General features: G+C 47.3%; 14 protein-coding genes. 3 read left to right on the forward strand and 11 right to left on the reverse strand.

Annotated elements, in window-relative coordinates:
- Positions 1 to 23: 23 nt before the first annotated feature.
- The 6 genes from pdxR to hemG form a co-directional block, all read right to left on the reverse strand.
- Positions 24 to 1,526: a MocR-like pyridoxine biosynthesis transcription factor PdxR gene (pdxR, locus tag LDO05_RS10135; RefSeq protein ID WP_251375286.1), complete on the reverse strand. Its 1,503-nt coding sequence runs from the start codon at positions 1,524 to 1,526 to the stop codon at positions 24 to 26.
- Between the two features lie 454 nt (positions 1,527 to 1,980).
- Positions 1,981 to 3,396, reverse strand: a complete 1,416-nt coding sequence (locus LDO05_RS10140) for an IS1182 family transposase (RefSeq protein WP_251378628.1) — start codon at positions 3,394 to 3,396, stop codon at positions 1,981 to 1,983.
- A 138-nt stretch (positions 3,397 to 3,534) separates the two neighbouring features.
- Positions 3,535 to 5,040 (reverse strand): alpha-glucosidase/alpha-galactosidase, encoded by a 1,506-nt coding sequence (gene melA / locus LDO05_RS10145; protein ID WP_251375287.1) that lies wholly within the window; start codon positions 5,038 to 5,040, stop codon positions 3,535 to 3,537.
- Positions 5,041 to 5,182: 142 nt separating this feature from the next.
- Positions 5,183 to 6,073 carry an AraC family transcriptional regulator gene (locus tag LDO05_RS10150; RefSeq protein WP_251375288.1) on the reverse strand — a complete coding sequence of 297 codons (891 nt, stop codon included), beginning with the start codon at positions 6,071 to 6,073 and terminating at the stop codon, positions 5,183 to 5,185.
- Between the two features lie 191 nt (positions 6,074 to 6,264).
- On the reverse strand, positions 6,265 to 6,621 hold the full coding sequence (locus tag LDO05_RS10155; protein ID WP_251375289.1) for a group I truncated hemoglobin: 357 nt from the start codon (positions 6,619 to 6,621) through the stop codon (positions 6,265 to 6,267).
- A gap of 126 nt (positions 6,622 to 6,747) precedes the next feature.
- Entirely contained in the window at positions 6,748 to 8,202 is a 1,455-nt protein-coding gene (gene hemG, locus LDO05_RS10160) for a protoporphyrinogen oxidase (RefSeq protein ID WP_251375290.1), read from the reverse strand.
- A 160-nt stretch (positions 8,203 to 8,362) separates the two neighbouring features.
- On the opposite strand from hemG, the gene LDO05_RS10165 reads away from it, so the two are divergent.
- On the forward strand, positions 8,363 to 8,596 hold the full coding sequence (locus LDO05_RS10165; RefSeq protein WP_251375291.1) for a DUF2249 domain-containing protein: 234 nt from the start codon (positions 8,363 to 8,365) through the stop codon (positions 8,594 to 8,596).
- 135 nt (positions 8,597 to 8,731) lie between these two features.
- Positions 8,732 to 9,664 carry a multicopper oxidase domain-containing protein gene (locus LDO05_RS10170; RefSeq protein ID WP_251375292.1) on the forward strand — a complete coding sequence of 311 codons (933 nt, stop codon included), beginning with the start codon at positions 8,732 to 8,734 and terminating at the stop codon, positions 9,662 to 9,664.
- A gap of 266 nt (positions 9,665 to 9,930) precedes the next feature.
- Here the strand turns inward: LDO05_RS10170 and LDO05_RS10175 are convergent, their stop codons facing one another.
- The 4 genes from LDO05_RS10175 to nirB form a co-directional block, all read right to left on the reverse strand.
- Complete coding sequence (locus LDO05_RS10175; RefSeq protein ID WP_251375293.1) at positions 9,931 to 11,112, reverse strand: TIGR04053 family radical SAM/SPASM domain-containing protein; 1,182 nt, start codon at positions 11,110 to 11,112, stop codon at positions 9,931 to 9,933.
- Between the two features lie 232 nt (positions 11,113 to 11,344).
- Positions 11,345 to 12,169: a formate/nitrite transporter family protein gene (locus LDO05_RS10180; RefSeq protein ID WP_251375294.1), complete on the reverse strand. Its 825-nt coding sequence runs from the start codon at positions 12,167 to 12,169 to the stop codon at positions 11,345 to 11,347.
- Positions 12,170 to 12,191: 22 nt separating this feature from the next.
- Positions 12,192 to 12,530 carry a nitrite reductase small subunit NirD gene (gene nirD, locus LDO05_RS10185; RefSeq protein ID WP_251375295.1) on the reverse strand — a complete coding sequence of 113 codons (339 nt, stop codon included), beginning with the start codon at positions 12,528 to 12,530 and terminating at the stop codon, positions 12,192 to 12,194.
- Between the two features lie 31 nt (positions 12,531 to 12,561).
- Positions 12,562 to 14,982: a nitrite reductase large subunit NirB gene (nirB, locus tag LDO05_RS10190; protein ID WP_251375296.1), complete on the reverse strand. Its 2,421-nt coding sequence runs from the start codon at positions 14,980 to 14,982 to the stop codon at positions 12,562 to 12,564.
- A gap of 276 nt (positions 14,983 to 15,258) precedes the next feature.
- On the opposite strand from nirB, the gene cobA reads away from it, so the two are divergent.
- Positions 15,259 to 16,023 (forward strand): uroporphyrinogen-III C-methyltransferase, encoded by a 765-nt coding sequence (gene cobA / locus LDO05_RS10195; protein ID WP_251375297.1) that lies wholly within the window; start codon positions 15,259 to 15,261, stop codon positions 16,021 to 16,023.
- Between the two features lie 115 nt (positions 16,024 to 16,138).
- Here cobA and LDO05_RS10200 read toward each other — a convergent pair whose 3' ends face one another.
- The gene (locus LDO05_RS10200; protein WP_481856981.1) at positions 16,139 to 17,116 is read right to left on the reverse strand and encodes a glycoside hydrolase family 5 protein; all 978 of its coding nucleotides are present in this window, start codon (positions 17,114 to 17,116) and stop codon (positions 16,139 to 16,141) included.
- Positions 17,117 to 17,352 lie beyond the last annotated feature (236 nt).

Raw genomic sequence — 17,352 nt, forward strand, 5'->3', positions numbered from 1 at the left:
CCAAGCTGATCAGTCAAGCTGTATCAGGCTGTGATCACTTCCCGGCTGGTGCAATCGATCTCTGCCTGAGCAAAACGTCGGATTCCCACATCGATTTGCTCCTCACATAAATTGGAATAACCGAGTACAAAGGTAGGGTTGTCCGGTTTAAATCCAGTAAAATAACATCCGGCGGGATACACACGTACTCCATAATGCAGTGCCCGGGCAGCTACCGCTTCTTCACATACATTTGAATTAATCTCGATCAGGAGATGCAGCCCGGCCTGATCACCGTAATAGCGGATTCTCTTACCGAATTCCCGTTCAAGTGCAAGAACAAGAGCCGATCTCTTAGCGGCATACAATTTGCCCATCTGATTCACATGCTTCGCATACTGCCCATTCCGTATGAAATCGGCAAGTGCCTCCTGCTCGACAGATGGGGTCATACGATCCGTTATCTGTTTGATACTGAGGAAAGGTTGAACAAGAGCATGCGGCAGAACAGCATAACCTATGCGTAACGCTGGAAACAGGATTTTACTGAAGCTGCCTACATACACAATCCGGCCAGACACATCAAGCCCGGCAAGCGCCGATACCTTCTTCCCGACGTAACGGTATTCACTGTCATAATCATCTTCAATAATGTAAGCCCCTTCCCTCTCTGCCCAATCAAGCAGCTCAAGTCTGCGTTCGAGTGAGAGAGTTACTCCTGTAGGAAATTGGTGGGACGGTGTGACATAGGCCAGCTTGGCTGGACCAGTGCCTTGTTCCTGCGGCATAACCAGCTTGTCTATCTGATCTACACGCAGACCCTGCTGATCCACAGGTACCGGGACAACCTTGGCGCCTGACAGATGAAAGATATCATGCAGGAAACTGTGAGCCGGATCTTCAGCAATGACCTGATCTCCAGGCTTGATGAATAATCTGGCCAGAATATCAAGCGCTTGCGTTGCTCCAGTTGTAATGACAATCTGTTCAGGCTCTACGGGAATGGACCGGCTGGAACGAAGAAGCCGGGCAATCTCCTTGCGAAGTGCATAGGAGCCTTCAACTGGACCGTAACCTAGCAAATCAGGAGTTGCTTGGCGACAGGTTCGAACCAGAGATTTCTGCCACTGATCCATAGGAACGACATCCCAAGCGGGGACACCGTGTTTGAAATCATACTTAACGGAAAATTGGTCTTTTTTTGCGGTTTCATGAGAGGAGCAATCGATCAAGTTAAGATTTGAATCTATTTTCATTCGATTCAGTTCATTCTTGGATTGGCTTAAGTGGAGTACGGCATTGTCTGCGACGAAAGTGCCTGATCCTTTTTTCATGATCAGATAACCTTCTGCCTGAAGCTGTTCATAGGCTTGAATAACGACCGAACGTGAAATCTCAAGCTGTCCAGCCAATTGCCTGGATGGTGGAATCAGATCCCCTGTATGCAGTGTGCCAGTCAGGATCGCTTTTCTAATACGTTCATAAATCTGTCGGTTTAAGGGAATATTCTTTGCTTTATCAATATCAATTAAGAGCTCTTGCACCATGATGGCCTCCCTAGCTTTTTGGAATTCTGAGAAGTTCTGGGGTCTATCAGATACAATCTGGGTGATAAGTTCTTTACTACATAAAAACACTAATGTTACAATGCGTTAACGTTACAATACATCAACGTTACATCACGCTAAAGCGTCAATACAGAAGGTAGCGTATTAAGACTTAATATCCTATAAATCATGTTGGTTTGGTTTTTTTCTAGTACTTGTGGAAAATTATAACTGCAATAATTGGAAATTGGAACGACCAATTATATTTCAGTTAACCATACCAATTATATTACCCGGTTCATGATTCGAACCAACACGTTGTATCAGTACCCCTTTCTCATTTTCCATTATATTACATAATTTACAACTAGTAAAATAAGTAAATTTCCATTAATACACAAGAAAAGGAGCCACCTCAGGTGGCTCCAGATTGCAGACAAACTCCTTGTTCCCGTTAGGAACACAGGAGTTTGTCTTTGTTTTTTCTGTAAGAGATCATAAATAAAGCGAAATATCGCTTTGAGCCACCGGACTTCCAGAGCCAGGTGGCTAACTTTTTGAGGTTCATGCAAGCAAAAACGAGCATCGCCTGCATGGAAACTTTACGAAGTCCTCGTAAAGTCGTCCAGCGCATGCCATGCTTTTCCTTTAGATCTGCAAATACGCGCTCAATCGTTTCCTTGCGCTGTGAGTAAATTTGTTTGTTTTCATCGGTATGCCGAAGGTGGTCTGCTTCTTCCAGATAGTCAGCCCAAATATGGCGGCTAATTCGCTTAGTGAAGTCCTTGCTTTCGGTACACTGACTCAAGAAGGGGCAGTCTTTGCATATTGTGGGATCGGAACGATACATCTTGTACCCTTCCCGGTTCGTCAATTCATAGGTTAGAAACTCATGGTTCGGACAGATATAGGCATCGTAGTGCTCATCGTATACGTAATCATATTTCTTGAAAAAGCCATCCTTTGTACGAGGTCTTGTGTATGGCATAACAGGCCGTATCCCGTCATCGATCAGCAATTTACTAATGTAGGGAGTCTTGTATCCAGCGTCAACTGCTACAGCTGTGGGCTTGCCCAGAGACTTCTTTACGAGCTCAAGCACATCCTCAAACACCTGGCTGTCATGTACATTTCCTGGAGTTACTTTCGCACCCAGAACAAAGCCGTTGCGGTCGCAGGCCGTATGAAAACTGTAGGCAAATACACGTTCTTTTTCGCCCTTTACAAATAGTCCGCTCTCAGGGTCGGAGATGCTTGTTTTTGTTTCTTTCAGAGCGGACTTAGGCTTTTTTCCGAAAGGCTTCTTCCCATGCTGGATCCGGTCTTCATTAATCTCTTTATCAAGCTGCTCTTGGTACTTTTTGCTTTGCTCCTGTACCATCGTTTTTTCATATTTATTTTTGTTGGCGTTTGCCTTCACATGCGTTGCATCCATGAAAAGCACGTCAGGCTCTACAAAGCCATGCCCTAAAGCTTCTTCCAGAATACGTGCAAAAATGGATTCAAAAATATCCGTGTCCTTAAACCTGCGAACATAGTTTTTACCAAAAGTGGTGAAGTGGGGAATGGGCTGGGTGAAGTCATAGCCGATGAACCAGCGGTAAGCTACGTTCGTTTCAATTTCCCGAATGGTTTGGCGCATGGAGCGAATGCCAAATAGATACTGGATAAGCACGATTTTAATCAGAACTACGGGATCGACACTCGGACGCCCTGTAACCGCACTGTATTTATCTTGAACCAGCTCGTATATAAAACTAAAATCGATCGCATTTTCTAACTTGCGAACCAAATGATCCTTAGGCACAAGGTCGTCTAGCGCATTCACAGAAATCTGAAAGCGACCTTCATAATTATTTTTACTAATCATCATTTACACCTCGAATCAACCTTTTCCTTGACTTATTCTACAAAAAAAGTCTGTAGACCTGCTCCTTTCGGAACTTTGTCTACAGACTGGAGCCACCTCAGGTGGCTCTTCTATTTAGAGACAAGAACTCAATTTCACTCACTTCACCTCTGCAGGCCGTTCCTTTGCTTTATCGGATTCCCCCGCATTCCGGCTCGCTTCTTCCCGGTTCTCCATCATCTCATCGACCGTCTTGACCTTTAATCTTGCGGCTCCTTTATATTCCTTCGTGGGAAGCAGATTGCCTTTCGACTGCCGATCCTTCGCCTGAGCTATAGCTTCCGAATATTGAGGAAGCCACGGCTCTTGAGCCACGAGCATCTCATCGACAAGCTGCCAGATTTCTTTGGGATTACATACAGCACCGACAAGTGGATCCATCATCATCGCCTGGCGAAGCAGCAGATCGTCACCTGCTATCGCAGCCTCAACAGCGAGCCGCTGCACGGAGATGCTTGCATTGCAGACGGCTGCGCAGCCCATCGGCAGATCGCCAACATGCGGCATGGAGATGCCGTTCCGATCCACATAACCTGGAGCTTCTATAATAGCGTCATCTGGAAGGTTCGGGATAATTCCATGATTAACGACATTGAAGTGCCCCCTGTAGACCCGGCCAGTCTCCAGGCCTTCAATGATATAAGATCCATGCTCCTGACCGCAGTGCTCCGCGCTGTACTTCATCGCAGGCTCCTTCATCCAGTTCGGAAAATCAGTCTCGAACCAATTGCGGCCTTCCGTACACACCCTTAAATATCCACCTGTCTCCCCGTTGATCCACGTGCCCAAATCGATCCACTCTTCAATCTCCTCTGGACGCTTGCGGTACCAAGGTACATACTCGCTCAGATGTCCATTCGACTCTGTGCTGTAGTAGCCGAAGCGTCTAAGCATATCGATGCGGACTTTCTCAGTCACTTTGAATTCGGGATGATTCTCAAAGGCTTCCAGCAGCTTCCCCGTCATATCAGCGCCGTTATGTTTGACCTGCACATACCAGGTCTGATGATTAATGCCGGCACAGATGATGTCTACTTCCTCCTGCTTCAGACCGAGTGCTTCGGCGATCTGCCAATGTCCACCCTGGACGCCGTGGCATAATCCGATTGTGCGCACGCCGCCGTATTTGTTACATGCCCAGGTCAGCATAGCCATGGGATTCGCATAATTCAGCAGCAGACAGTCTGGATGCGCTACCTCTCGGATGTCTTTGCAGATATTCATCATTTCTGCGATACCCCGCTGTCCATACATAATCCCGCCAGCACACAGCGTATCCCCTACACATTGGTCGATTCCATATTTCAGCGGAATATCCACATCCATCTGGAAGGCTTCAAGTCCCCCGATCCGCACAACGGTAAATATATACTTGGCATTCTTCAGGGCCTCCCGGCGGTTAAGCGATGCCTGAATCTGTATGTTAAGGCCATTCTCGTCGATATCCCTCTGACATAGTTCGGTAACCATATCCAGATTATGCTGATTGATATCGGTAAACGCCACTTCAATATCCTTAAACTCTGGGACTGACAGCAGATCCCGCAGCAGCCCTCTCGTGAATCCGATACTGCCCGCTCCAATAAAAGCAATCTTGAACGACATGATTTAGCCTCCCTTGTGACTCTTGAACAGTCTGGTGCATCCAAATGTTCAGGGCCTATCCTTATAAGTCGGATTGTATCAGCTTCACAAGAGAAAGCGTTATCAAAATCCTATCCGCATAGATCTTAAATGTTCAAAATCCTCACCTCGGGCTCCTGAATTCCTGCGGGGTCCGCCCTGTGATCTTCTTGAACAGCGTACTGAAATACTGGGAACTGTTAATCCCCACATAGTCTGGGATCTCTACTACCGGAATGTCCGTATGGGTAAGCAGCATCTGTGCTTTCTCTATCCGGTATGAAGTCAGAAACTCAGTAATCGTTCGGCCGGTACAAGCTTTGAAAATACGGTGTACATAACCAGGATGAAGGTTAACTGAACCGGCCATGTCCTTGACTTGGATATCCCGGTCATAATTCTGGTGAATGTACCGGATCAATGTACTCACATATTCATTGCTCTCATAAGCTTCATTGGCAGTGACCTCCACCGCAAGCGTGGCTATACGAATGATCAGCTGGGAGAGCAGCAGGCTTATCATCAGCTGATTATCCGATGTCTTGGCATCCATCTCATGGATTAGGTTCTTAAGCGTGGGATAGATATCCCCATTCTCTCTTAACAGGACATAGGGCACCTTTAGCGCCAGAAGCCGGGCAACAGCCTGGTTCCCTTCAGCCATTCCCTTCATGCTTGGAGCAGCCGAGTCCTCTTCAGCGAAATGAAATTCCACATTCAGCATTCTGCAAGGACTTCCCTTGTCCACATGCAGCTTGTGGGTGACGTCCGCGTCTATCAGGATAAAATCACCTTTCTTCATTCGGATAGACTGCGATTCTGTATCCACCCTGCACGTGCCGGAGATGACATACATCACCTCCACACGGTTATGTCTATGAAACTTCATCTCGAAACCATCCCATTGCTTATAATAATAAGCTGCAATCTGCGGAATATAAGCACCTTCCAGCAGCTTGGGCTCGTACAAGCTGTAAGTGCGTTTAAGAATATCCTCACCCCCGTTGGCAGCCATGCTAACCCTTGATATCGTATCGAACTAACCGCTCAAGTTCTATTATAATAGGTTGACAGTAGATTTTCGCAGCAAAAATCCCTCTACAACCTAACGACCAGACCTTCTGGGCAAAGGTCTCAACCAGCATCGTTACTCGTAAAGGGATATATAGTTACGGCGGCCTCCTTAGTCGCTTTTCTCTCTTAAGTCTATTTATATATAATATCTCCGCGAAGAGACTCTACCTTATCCAAGGCAGCGGCAATATCTTCTTCGCCTACCCCGAAATGAGCTAGCGCCTCACCCAGATGCTTGACAATGGCATTGAAATGCTCTGGCTGAAGATTCATCCCGGTGTGAACCTTAGCCATGGCTCCTCCTGTATACTGGTTGGGCCCGCCCAAGGCATAGCTAATAAATTTGGTCTGGTGGGCACGCTGTTTGGTCATATCCGTATTCTCGAAGAAATGATTCACTTCACTATCGGCCAACACCAGATCATAGAAATAATCCACAACTTTAGCTATTGTGCCTTCACCGCCTAATTTCTCGTATAAAGTGCTCATAAAGTCATCTCCTATTCGATTGATATGGTTAACTTACCCATCCACTGTAATATAATACATTACACAATCCGGCTACAAACAACTCTTTGTTAATCCTAACTGTCTCAAGGGAATATAGACATCCAGTTATTGGGCAAGGAGTCTGTCTGATAGAACCTTCGCGGCCTGCTCACCTTGAGAAATGCAATCGGGGATACCCACACCGTCGTATCCTGAACCGCATATTAGCACTCCAGGATAGCGCACAGACATCACTGTTCGCAGACTCGAAATTCTATCTTTATGGCCAACCCTGTACTGGGGCATGGATTCGGGCATATGGGATACCACGCACAGCTCGGGTTCTGCAGTAATTCCCATAATGTCAGTTAATTCTTCTCTTACCTTCCTTGTCAGCTCCAGGTCTCCCATATTCACATCTGCTTCGGCACCGGCCCGGCCTATATAGGCTCTAAGCAGGATCTTGTCCTCTGGTGCGGTATGCAGCCACTTGAAGGATGTCCAGGTGCACGCCGTCATCAGCCTGCCCTCCGATCTTGGGATCACGAATCCCGAGCCAGTGAGCTTGGTGCGAATCTCACTCGCCTTGTAGCCTAATGCGACATTGGCAACAGATACATAGGGCACAGAGCCGAAGGCTTCCGATTCTCCAAAGCCATCCAGCAGCTTGCCGCAGGCAAAAGCGGGAACCGCCAGGATGACGGCATCTACCGGATAACTTTCCCCCGTATCCAGCCTGATCTGATATAGATCACCCTCCCGGCGTATGGACTCAATCGCGCAGCCTTTCAATATAGCAGCCGAGGAAAGCTCGCTTTCCAGCTTCTCGATGAGCGTCGACAGACCCTTCTTAAAAGTGAGGAACATACTCCGCTTGGCAATTTCAGGCAGCTCCCTTGCTGGTTCTGGAGTTCCAGAGGATGCTGCTGAGGACGCTGCCGTTCTACCGGCCATCATTCCAAGAATCAGACTGCGATACCTGCTCTCAATCTCATGGAACTGGGGAAAGGTAGACTGCAGGCTCAGCATACTGGTATCTCCGGCATAAATACCTGCAAGCAGCGGTTCAACCAGACGTTCAAGTACCTCCTTGCCAATTCTCCGCTCAATGAAGTCGCCGAGGGCTTCATCCCCCTTCCCTCTCCTTCTTGGAAGAATCAGATCCATCGCCGCCCTTGCCTTCCCTTGAATTGAGATTAAGTCTGTTGTGATAAAAGGCCCTACTTTCGTCGGTATTCCGAGAGCCAGTCCGGCCGGCATCTGCCGCAGCTTCCCCCGGTGTAATATGTAATTCGTTCTCGCCGCCGGGTTCGTGCCTGTTAACTCGCTCTCCAGACCGAGAGACTGTGCCAGGCGCAAGGCAGCAGCCTTCCGTCCGATAAATGAATCAGGCCCTCTCTCGATAATATAGCCATCTTGGCGTATTGTACGGATTTTGCCTCCTAATTCATTACTCTTCTCCATAATTGTGAGCTCAAGCGGTCTCCCTGCCTTCTCAAAATAAGTCTTCAAGTAATACGCGGCACTCAGTCCGCTGATTCCTCCACCAATGACAGCTATTCTTGGAACGTTATTACACATTTAGTATCCCCTGCCCCGCTTTTTTGTGTTAACGTACCATAACTAAAATTCAGCATTTGTGACAGTAATCACAAGGTCCTCAAGGCGATGGCCTATAATCTTAATAAGAGGACCCTCATTCGGTCCCAGCTATTCAACACATCCGAGGAGGAAGATACACATGAACGAATATACATCCACCGTGAACGCTACAGAATATCCCCCACAGCTTAAGCACAAGGTGATCTTTGAGACCTTTGATGAGCTGGAGCCAGAACAGGCCATGCTGCTCGTCAACGACCATGATCCCCTGCCCCTGTACTATCAATTCGCGGCAACCCGCGTGGATCAATTCAGCTGGGAGTACATTGAACAAGGTCCCGAATGGTTCCGTGTAAAAATAACCAAACAGTAAAGAGAACAATCGGGGATCCGGTGACTTCTGCTTCTGCCAATAGCAAGCAGCCTGCCAGCTGAATTCCCCGCTCTTCCCAAAAGGAGGCTGTTCGAGATCACAATAAAGATTAGGTCTGTACAAGCTGCCTTACTTATGCTTGTCATCCTGTTAATTATTGGAGGCTGCGATTGGAGCGTAGGTCAGCCAGCTGAATCCAGGCTGCCCTCTGGCAAGCCTGAAGTGCAGCGGCTGAATCAACCTCCGGTGCCGCCGGTAATCAGACGCAAGGGCAGAGAAGTATTTATTGAAATGACCGCCCAGATCACGCAGATTGAAATCTCCAAAGGTGTGCCTTATGAAGCCTGGACGTTCGGAGGCACCGTACCTGGACCCCTAATTCGGGTGAAAGAGGGGGATCAGCTTCATTTTACATTGAACAATATCGATCCCGAGACGCCTCATTCCATGGACTTTCATGCCGTGCATGCGGCTCCGAACCACAAATTCACCGATGTCATGCCAGGTGACAGGATGACCTTCAGCTATCCGGCGAATTCGCCGGGTGTGTTCATGTATCATTGCGGGACCAAGCCGGTACTTATGCATTTGGCCAATGGCATGTATGGCATGATTATTGTTGAACCGAAGGATGGATACCCTACCGATCAACAAGTAGACCGGGAATATATGATCGTGCAGAGCGAATGGTACAAAGAGAATGACTACCAGGATTTCTTGAACGGCAGGCCGCGCTATGTTGTCTTTAACGGGGACAACTTCACCCTGACCGATCACCCTCTGACAGCGAGGACGGGGGACCGGGTAAGGTTATATGTGCTCAACGCCGGCCCGAACGAAGTATCTTCCTTCCATGTGGTCGGAACGCTGATGGATACCGTCTATCTCGACGGCAACCCCCTTAATGTTCTGCACGGCATGCAGACCGTGCTGCTGCCAGCAAGCGGCGGCGCGGTGGTGGAATTTCAGCTGACTGAAGCCGGGGATTATACGATGCTCAGCCATCAGTTCAACCAGGCTTCTAAGGGAGCCGCGGGCCTAATTAGAGTTATCCCGGACGGCAAATAATCTTAGTGTCCCGCTCATAGATAAGAGACTGGCATTTATGTCAGTCTCTTCGTCTTCGTCGTTTAGTATCTTCGTCTCTTCATCTATTAGTCTCTTAGTCTCTTGCAATTTAATTGAACGTGTCTGAGATTTCGTCCTATAACCCTGACACCGCACCTGAGATCACTCTACTTCGCTAATACCTTAATTCTACTTCACTTACACCTTAACTCTACTAAACGAACACAGGTGGCTGTATAAAATTAACTGCCCATGCTAGTGGTCTGTTATCTTGTTAATCTCTTTGGGAGGGAACTAGGAATGTAGGAGCAATAAGGATCGCTCTCCAGATAATCGCCGGTCATCGCATACGCTCTCGCCCTAGATCCCCCGCAGAGCTCCTTGAACTCGCAGACACCGCACTTGCCCTTCAGAAGGCTCTTGTCACGGAGCTCTCTCATAACAACGGAGCTGCGATAGATCTCGCCAAGCGATCTCTCACGGACATTCCCGCATACAACGGGCAGGAACCCGCTGGGGTATACGTCGCCAATATGGCTGATGAACACAAATCCATCGCCGTCATTCACTCCTTTTGGTGCCCGGCCGAGTAGATCTTCACGCTTCATGACTTGACTTGGTGACGCAGTATTCAATCCTTCAGCAGTCTCAGTATTCTTCCTGCCTCTATTCCCAGCAGCCTCCGCTGTCCATGAGATTGGCTCTAGTCGCCGACGCTTCATTTCCTGCATATAGACCCGCCGGTAATGAGGCGCCTCCGTAGCCTTGATGCCATAAGGAACTCTGCCGGACAGCTCTGCCAGCCATTTCATGACCTCCTCATGCTGCTCGGCAGAAATAATATCCTTAACCATCCCCCGTCCGGTAGGCACTAAGAAGAATACACTCCATAGCACGGTGCCCATCTCGTGCACTTTCTGCGAGATCGCTTCAAGATCATGAAGATTATAATTTGAGACCGTTGTATTAATCTGAATCGGAAGCTCAAGCTCCTTCAGCCACTCAATCCCTTTCATGGTCTGATCAAATGAACCTTTGGTCCCCCGAAAGTAATCGTGAATCTCTGCGCAAGAACCATCAAGACTGAACGCCCATCTTGACAGTCCAGCCTCCTTGGCTTGCTCAATCGCCGGCTTGGTAACCCTTGGTGTAGCACTTGGTGTCATCGAGACTGACAAATGCTTCTCTCTAACGGCGTATTTAATAAGCTCGTAGAGGTCTCGCCGCATCAAGGGATCTCCCCCGGTGAACACGAACAAGGGATTGTCGAGTTCTGCGATCTGATCAATCAGTCTCTTCCCCTCTTCGAAGGTTAACTGCCGGGGGTCTGCCGTATACTGAGCCTCCGCCCTGCAGTGAAGACATTTAAGCGCGCATGCGCGAGTAACTTCCCATATAACAATGAACGGCGAGTCGGAGTAATCCCTCTCCTGCTTCATCATATTCATGCTGATTCCCCCAATCCAAATGTCTGTTATTCGAAACTAACACACACATGTGGGCAGCATTGTGACAGCTGTCACTTTTCATGAATAATAGGAACCAATATCTAGCCTGAATAGATCAATATCAGCCGGTGCGCGATGCCTATAAGCGTGCTAACAATAAGAAACCCCGCTTGGTTTGAAATGGGTTGGTACTCCCATTCTACAAGGCGGGGTTTCTGTCACTTGCTGTAATTCAGACTGTCTTGGAATTCTCATGCTTGACTGTCGCGGTTCCCGAGAGGCCATGTGTAATGAAAAGCAATATTCCTGTAAACAATACCCCACCTGCAAAGTTACCTAATAAAACCGGAATTTGATTCCACACCCACCAGTCACCCAGACTAACCTGCGCCCCGTACATAATCCCGGCAGGAATGACGAACATATTCACAACGGCATGTTCGAAGCCTTGGGCGAAGAAGATTAGAATCGGCAGCCACATAGCCAGGATCTTACCTGTTACCGAGCTTGAGGTGAAAGCCATGACTGCACCCAGTGTAACCATCCAGTTACAGAGTACCGCCTTCACAAATACGGCAATCATTCCATCACTGCCTAGTGCAGAATATCCATTTGTCTTGGTCTCTGCCAGCTTGATGATGTACTTGATTACTGGCTGGTCATGAATATGGCCAAAGTTCGTTACGGCCACATAATACAATGCCGCGTAGACGATGGAACCAACCAGATGCCCAACGATCACCCAGAAGAAATTCTCCAGCATACCTCCTATTGTTGCCCGTCTGGCTATTACTGCGAGTGGCGCAAGCGCAAAAGTACCTGTTACCAGCTCAAGTCCAAGCAGAATGATGATGACAAATCCTACCGGAAAGACCAAGGCTCCTATCAGTCCTAGTCCCGTCTGGGTCACTGCAGAGAAAGCAAGTGTAGTCGCGCAAGACAAGATAGCCCCAGCGAGAAATCCCCGAATAAGAAGATCCTTGACGGAAAGATTCGATTTGATGGTGCCAGCTTGAATCATCTGATTCAAGACTTCCTTCGGCTGTATATAACTCACAGTAACTCCCCCTCTTGATCCTCTAGGAGGCCCTTGTGGGCTCCATGGTCTCCACATGCAGAATGATATTGTCTGTGCTCTCTTCTACTTCCACATGGTAAGACTTGACACAGCCTTCGTCTGGAGCTTGAACCATCCCATCGTTCAAATTGATCTTCCAATCATGCAAAGGACAGTAGACATGATGATCACACACTAAGCCCTCAGACAGCTTCCCATTCTTGTGCGGGCATAAGTTCTCAATTGCGCGCAGTTCTCCGCCTGTCAATTTGAATATGGCAATCTCTGTGTCCAGGATCCGGACTACCCGCGCCCTCTTCTCCTCAATTTCGCTGGCTTGACCTATAACGTAACTCTTCATGTCGCATTTCCCCTTTGATATTGTTATTTGATTACATTCGTATGGGCTGAAGTGGTTCGTAGTTCTTGTTCAGGCGTTCCTGCTCAATGATTTCTGTCCAAGGGTCGGAAGTAAGTCCTGCACTAAATTCGTAGCGCTGCTGCAGAGCCCGGCGCTCTTCTTGGGAAGCCAGAGCTCTCTTGATGAACTCCAAACCAACACGTTCAATCCATTTGGATGTACGCTCATTGTAATTGGCATTCTCGCGGTACAACTGGAAGTACGCCAGTGTCCACTCGATAACTTCAGCTTCCGACTTCAGCTTGACCAGCAACTCAGCAGCCCGGACATCCGTCCCTCCGTTACCGCCAACATAGATCTCCCAACCCCCATCAATGGCCACAACCCCCAAGTCCTTAATAGTTGCTTCAGCACAATTTCGGGGACAGCCAGATACGGCAACCTTTGTCTTTGCCGGGGTACTTATACGTTCAAGTCGTTTCTCCAGCTCAATCCCCATACTCATTGAATCCTGGGTTCCGAACCGGCACCAGGTAGAGCCAACGCATGTCTTGACTGCGCGAAGGGACTTGCCATATGCAAATCCAGAGGTCATATCCAGCTCTTCCCATACTTTTGGCAGATCTTCCTTCTGGATCCCATATAAGCCTATCCGCTGAGCACCCGTTATCTTCACCGTTTCCACATTAAATTTGACCGCGACATCGGCAATTCTTTTCAGATCCTTCGCAGTTGTAACCCCTCCATGGATCCGGGGGATGACCGAGTATGTTCCGTCCTTCTGGATGTTGCCATGATTGCGTTCATTCACAAAACGGGATTCCTTCTCATCCTCATGCTCTACCGGCCATATCATACCCAGATAATAGTTAACCGCAGGTCTGCACTTGGAGCATCCCTCCGGGTTCTTCCAATCCAGAACATGCATTACCTCCTTCGAAGTAGTCAGCTTCATGGAACGTATTGCTTCTACCACTGCCTCACGTCCAAGCGGCGTGCACCCACAGATTCCTTCCTTAACTTCGGTAACCCCATCGGACCCGAGGACATAGGTTAGCAAATCTTCAACCAATGGTTTGCATCCGCCACAGCTTCCGGTCGCTTTGGTGCAATATTTAACATCATTCACATTGGTACAGCCCTTCTCCTCGATGGCCCTCTGAATGTCTCCTTTGGACACTCCGTTACATCCACACACAATTTCGTCATTAGACATAGCTGCCACGAATTGAATACCTGATTGTGGCTTGGCAGTTCCCTGCGAACCAAGTACCAGTTCTTTTTCTTGGCCGCTGATATCCTGACCAGTCCGGATCATTGAGAAGAGCTTGGAGCCGTCACTGGTATCACCAAAGAGCACAGTACCGATCAGCTTGCCGTCCTGAACCACAATTTTTTTATATACATGATCGAAATCATCCTGAATCCGGAATGAGCGTGTCCCGGGTTGATCCAGGAATTGACCTGCCGAGAATACATTCACACCCGACACTTTCAATTTGGTAGAGACCACCGAGCCTTTATAACCTGGAGATGGAATTCCAGCAAGTCTCTTAGCCAGCTCACCTCCTTGCTCAAAGAGAGGAGCAACCAAGCCGTACACCACCCCTTCATGCTCTGCACATTCCCCGACGGCATAGATATGGGGAGTACCTGTTTCCAGATAGTCGTTCACCACTATTCCGCTGTTGACCTCAATTCCACTCTCTTTGGCCAACCCTACATTCGGGCGAATCCCAACAGCCATCACAACTAAATCGGCCTTAACTTCACTGCCATCCTTGAATCGGACGCCAGTCACCCGTTCGTCCCCTAATATGGAGTCGGTGTTCTGTTCCATTAAGAAATTCATTCCCTGGCTCTCCAGTTCAGAACGAAGCATATTAGAAGCAATCTCATCCAACTGGCGGTCCATCAAGTACTTGGAGTTGTGAACCACCGATACTCCCATATCCAGATTAAGAAGACTCCGGGCAGCCTCAAGCCCCAATAATCCACCTCCAATCACAACAGCATGCTTATACTGCTTGGCAGCATCCATCATAATTTCACAATCTTCAATATTTCGAAAAGCTATCACACCCTCCTTATCAGCTCCTGGAAGCGGCAGCATGAAAGGCAGTGAACCTGTTGCGATGATCAGGTCATCATAACTAACACTTAATCCCTTATTGGTGGTCACAGTTCTGAGCTCAGTATTTATCCGTGTTACTGTCTGGCTGGTATGAAGGGTTATTCCGTTGTCTCTGTACCAGTCCAAGTCATTAATTACGATGTCTTGAACTGATGCATCACCAGCAAGCACAGAAGATAACAAGATACGATTGTAGTTCGGATGCGGTTCACTACCCAGTACTGTGATATCGTACTTCTCCGGTGCCAGCTTTAACAATTGCTCAAGTGTGTTGATTCCTGCCATACCATTACCAATAAGCACAAGTTTCTTTTTCATTTGCCCACTCCCTTATGTTAGGTTTGTGTTAATTAATGACTAAAAATAATCAAATCATCAAACTCGTGTAACTATAACTAACATATCCAGTGACTATAAATTACAATCTTTTTCTTGAAAAATCAACCATTTTTTTATGAAAAGGTTTACTTCTACCGCTATATAAACGCATTTACTTAATTTTTTGCTTGAAATATATAGGGGATGTCACTTATATTGAATACAACATTATGTCATATAATCTTACATTATGTACGAGAGGAGACAATGAGACAAATGAGAACCGTGTTTTTTGTTGGAGCGGGTCCTGGTGATCCCCAATTGATTACTCTTAAGGGACTTGAATGTATTCAACATTCTGATGTCATTATTTATGACAGGCTGGCTAATCCTGCACTTCTTGAACATGCCCGTGCTGACGCGCTCAAGATCTATTGTGGCAAGCACCCCAATCATCACTGTATAGAGCAATCACAAATTAATGAGATTATCATTGAAAAGGCCTTAGAAGGTAAGATAGTAACCCGGTTAAAGGGCGGAGATCCGTGCATATTTGGAAGGATTCATGAGGAGCTTGAAGGATTGAAAGCTTTAGGGATTCCCTATGAGATTGTTCCCGGCATTACAGCAGGCATCGCGGCTCCAGCCTATGCCGGCATCGCAGTCACACAACGTAAGGTTGCCACCTCATTTGCTATGATCGCCGGACACTTATGTCATGGCAATTCCATATCGGAGGAGAAATGGAAGGCATACGCCGTGGGAATTGATACGTTAGCCATCTATATGGGAATAAGCAATATCGATTATATCTGTAATCAGCTTATTGATTATGGCAGAGATCCTTACACTCCGACGGCTGTTATCACTTGGGGTACCACATCAGATCAGCGTACTCTGGCAGGAGAACTTCATAGAATTCCTATACTTGTACATGAACATAAGATTCAGAACCCAGCAATTATATTAGTCGGGGAAGTTGTGAAGATGCACGAACAGTTAGCTTGGTTCAATGAGCAGCCAATAGACGTTTTTGATTAGCATGATGCCACAACATCTATGCCTTCCAATGGATACAAATAAGCTCCTGGAAAGTGAACACTTCCCAGGAGCTTAACAACAGCCTGAAACTAACTATTGATTTATAATAACAAGATTAATAAATTCCTGCTTTCACCGAAGTTAATTTAATTCCATTGGCGCCGTTCACCACCGTGTTGCCCCAGCTTGTCAGACTTCCTGCAGGACCTGTTGCCAGATCCAGGTAGGATAGATCGGAACTGTTCCCGTACCATGACCAGGCCAGCCAGCCAACACCCTTCTCCTGACCGTATTTCATAATTGCAGTCTCGTCTACATCCGCGCCTTGATGGTAACCTCCAAATTCACCAATGATGAGCACGAGTCCCTTAGCCAGCACATTCTCCATGTTGGCTTTAACGGTTGCGGCATCCTTTCCCGCATATTCGTACATATGAATTGAGAAAATGGTATTCTTGAGCGTATCAGCAGCAAAGACAGATGTACCGTAATCCACAATGGACTGCGGATATTGCCCCCAACCCGCACAATCTACCATTAACGTATTCTTGATCCCCGCATTTCTAAGCTTAGGAATGGCCGCTTTGTAGCCATTGGCCCAGCCGCTTCCGTTCCAAGAGCCATACCACTCGTTAGCAATATTCACAATTACCCGGTCTTCTTTGCCTATAAGCGCATCTTTAATGCTAATCCAGTAGTTAACCGCATTGTCAAGAGACGCCGTATCGTCTTTGCCTGTGGCATCATGAACCTCAAGTACGGCAACCATTTTGAACTGAGACACCAGTGAGATGATATTCTTGACAGAATTCAGATCATCCTTGGTATATTGACTCCCATTCGACAGCACGATCCGGACGGTATTGGCTCCAGTCCTGGCGATAGCTGGAATCGCCGTGTATAGATCATTCTTATACCAGCTGTGCGCATGATTTACCCCCCTCATTACAAAAGGTTTGCCAGTTGAATCATACAATTTGGTACCGTTTACATAAAAACCCGAAGCTGCAGATGCTTTAGGAAGCGTGCTGCCTATTCCTACAAAGAACAACAGAGCAGCCAGCGTAACGAGAAAACCTCTTCGTAAAGTCATGTTGATGAACTCCTCCTAATCTAGTTGTCGAATGACGATCCATAGGCACTAAATCTTCAGTATCCTCGCGAGATAACCGTTGTAAAATATCACCAACCAGCTGGTCTGTCGCCATTCTATCATTCCTATTTATGTAATAACATTGGATTCATTTGTAATTCTCATTGTCCTATTTTCTTTTTTCTATAACTATTTTGTGTTAGATTCGCCTTTTAGGAATTCATTTCGCATCCACA

The organism is Paenibacillus sp. YPG26 (genome assembly GCF_023704175.1).
In the GTDB taxonomy this organism is placed as follows: domain Bacteria; phylum Bacillota; class Bacilli; order Paenibacillales; family Paenibacillaceae; genus Fontibacillus.

What these genes read in the sequence shown, in the direction of transcription:
- pdxR (WP_251375286.1), bottom strand. Translation starts at nt 1,526, where the DNA reads ATGGTGCAAGAGCTCTTAATTGATATTGATAAAGCAAAGAATATTCCC.
- LDO05_RS10140 (WP_251378628.1), bottom strand. Translation starts at nt 3,396, where the DNA reads ATGATTAGTAAAAATAATTATGAAGGTCGCTTTCAGATTTCTGTGAAT.
- melA (WP_251375287.1), bottom strand. Translation starts at nt 5,040, where the DNA reads ATGTCGTTCAAGATTGCTTTTATTGGAGCGGGCAGTATCGGATTCACG.
- LDO05_RS10150 (WP_251375288.1), bottom strand. Translation starts at nt 6,073, where the DNA reads ATGGCTGCCAACGGGGGTGAGGATATTCTTAAACGCACTTACAGCTTG.
- LDO05_RS10155 (WP_251375289.1), bottom strand. Translation starts at nt 6,621, where the DNA reads ATGAGCACTTTATACGAGAAATTAGGCGGTGAAGGCACAATAGCTAAA.
- hemG (WP_251375290.1), bottom strand. Translation starts at nt 8,202, where the DNA reads ATGTGTAATAACGTTCCAAGAATAGCTGTCATTGGTGGAGGAATCAGC.
- LDO05_RS10165 (WP_251375291.1), top strand. Translation starts at nt 8,363, where the DNA reads ATGAACGAATATACATCCACCGTGAACGCTACAGAATATCCCCCACAG.
- LDO05_RS10170 (WP_251375292.1), top strand. Translation starts at nt 8,732, where the DNA reads ATGCTTGTCATCCTGTTAATTATTGGAGGCTGCGATTGGAGCGTAGGT.
- LDO05_RS10175 (WP_251375293.1), bottom strand. Translation starts at nt 11,112, where the DNA reads ATGAATATGATGAAGCAGGAGAGGGATTACTCCGACTCGCCGTTCATT.
- nirD (WP_251375295.1), bottom strand. Translation starts at nt 12,530, where the DNA reads ATGAAGAGTTACGTTATAGGTCAAGCCAGCGAAATTGAGGAGAAGAGG.
- nirB (WP_251375296.1), bottom strand. Translation starts at nt 14,982, where the DNA reads ATGAAAAAGAAACTTGTGCTTATTGGTAATGGTATGGCAGGAATCAAC.
- cobA (WP_251375297.1), top strand. Translation starts at nt 15,259, where the DNA reads ATGAGAACCGTGTTTTTTGTTGGAGCGGGTCCTGGTGATCCCCAATTG.
- LDO05_RS10200 (WP_481856981.1), bottom strand. Translation starts at nt 17,116, where the DNA reads ATGACTTTACGAAGAGGTTTTCTCGTTACGCTGGCTGCTCTGTTGTTC.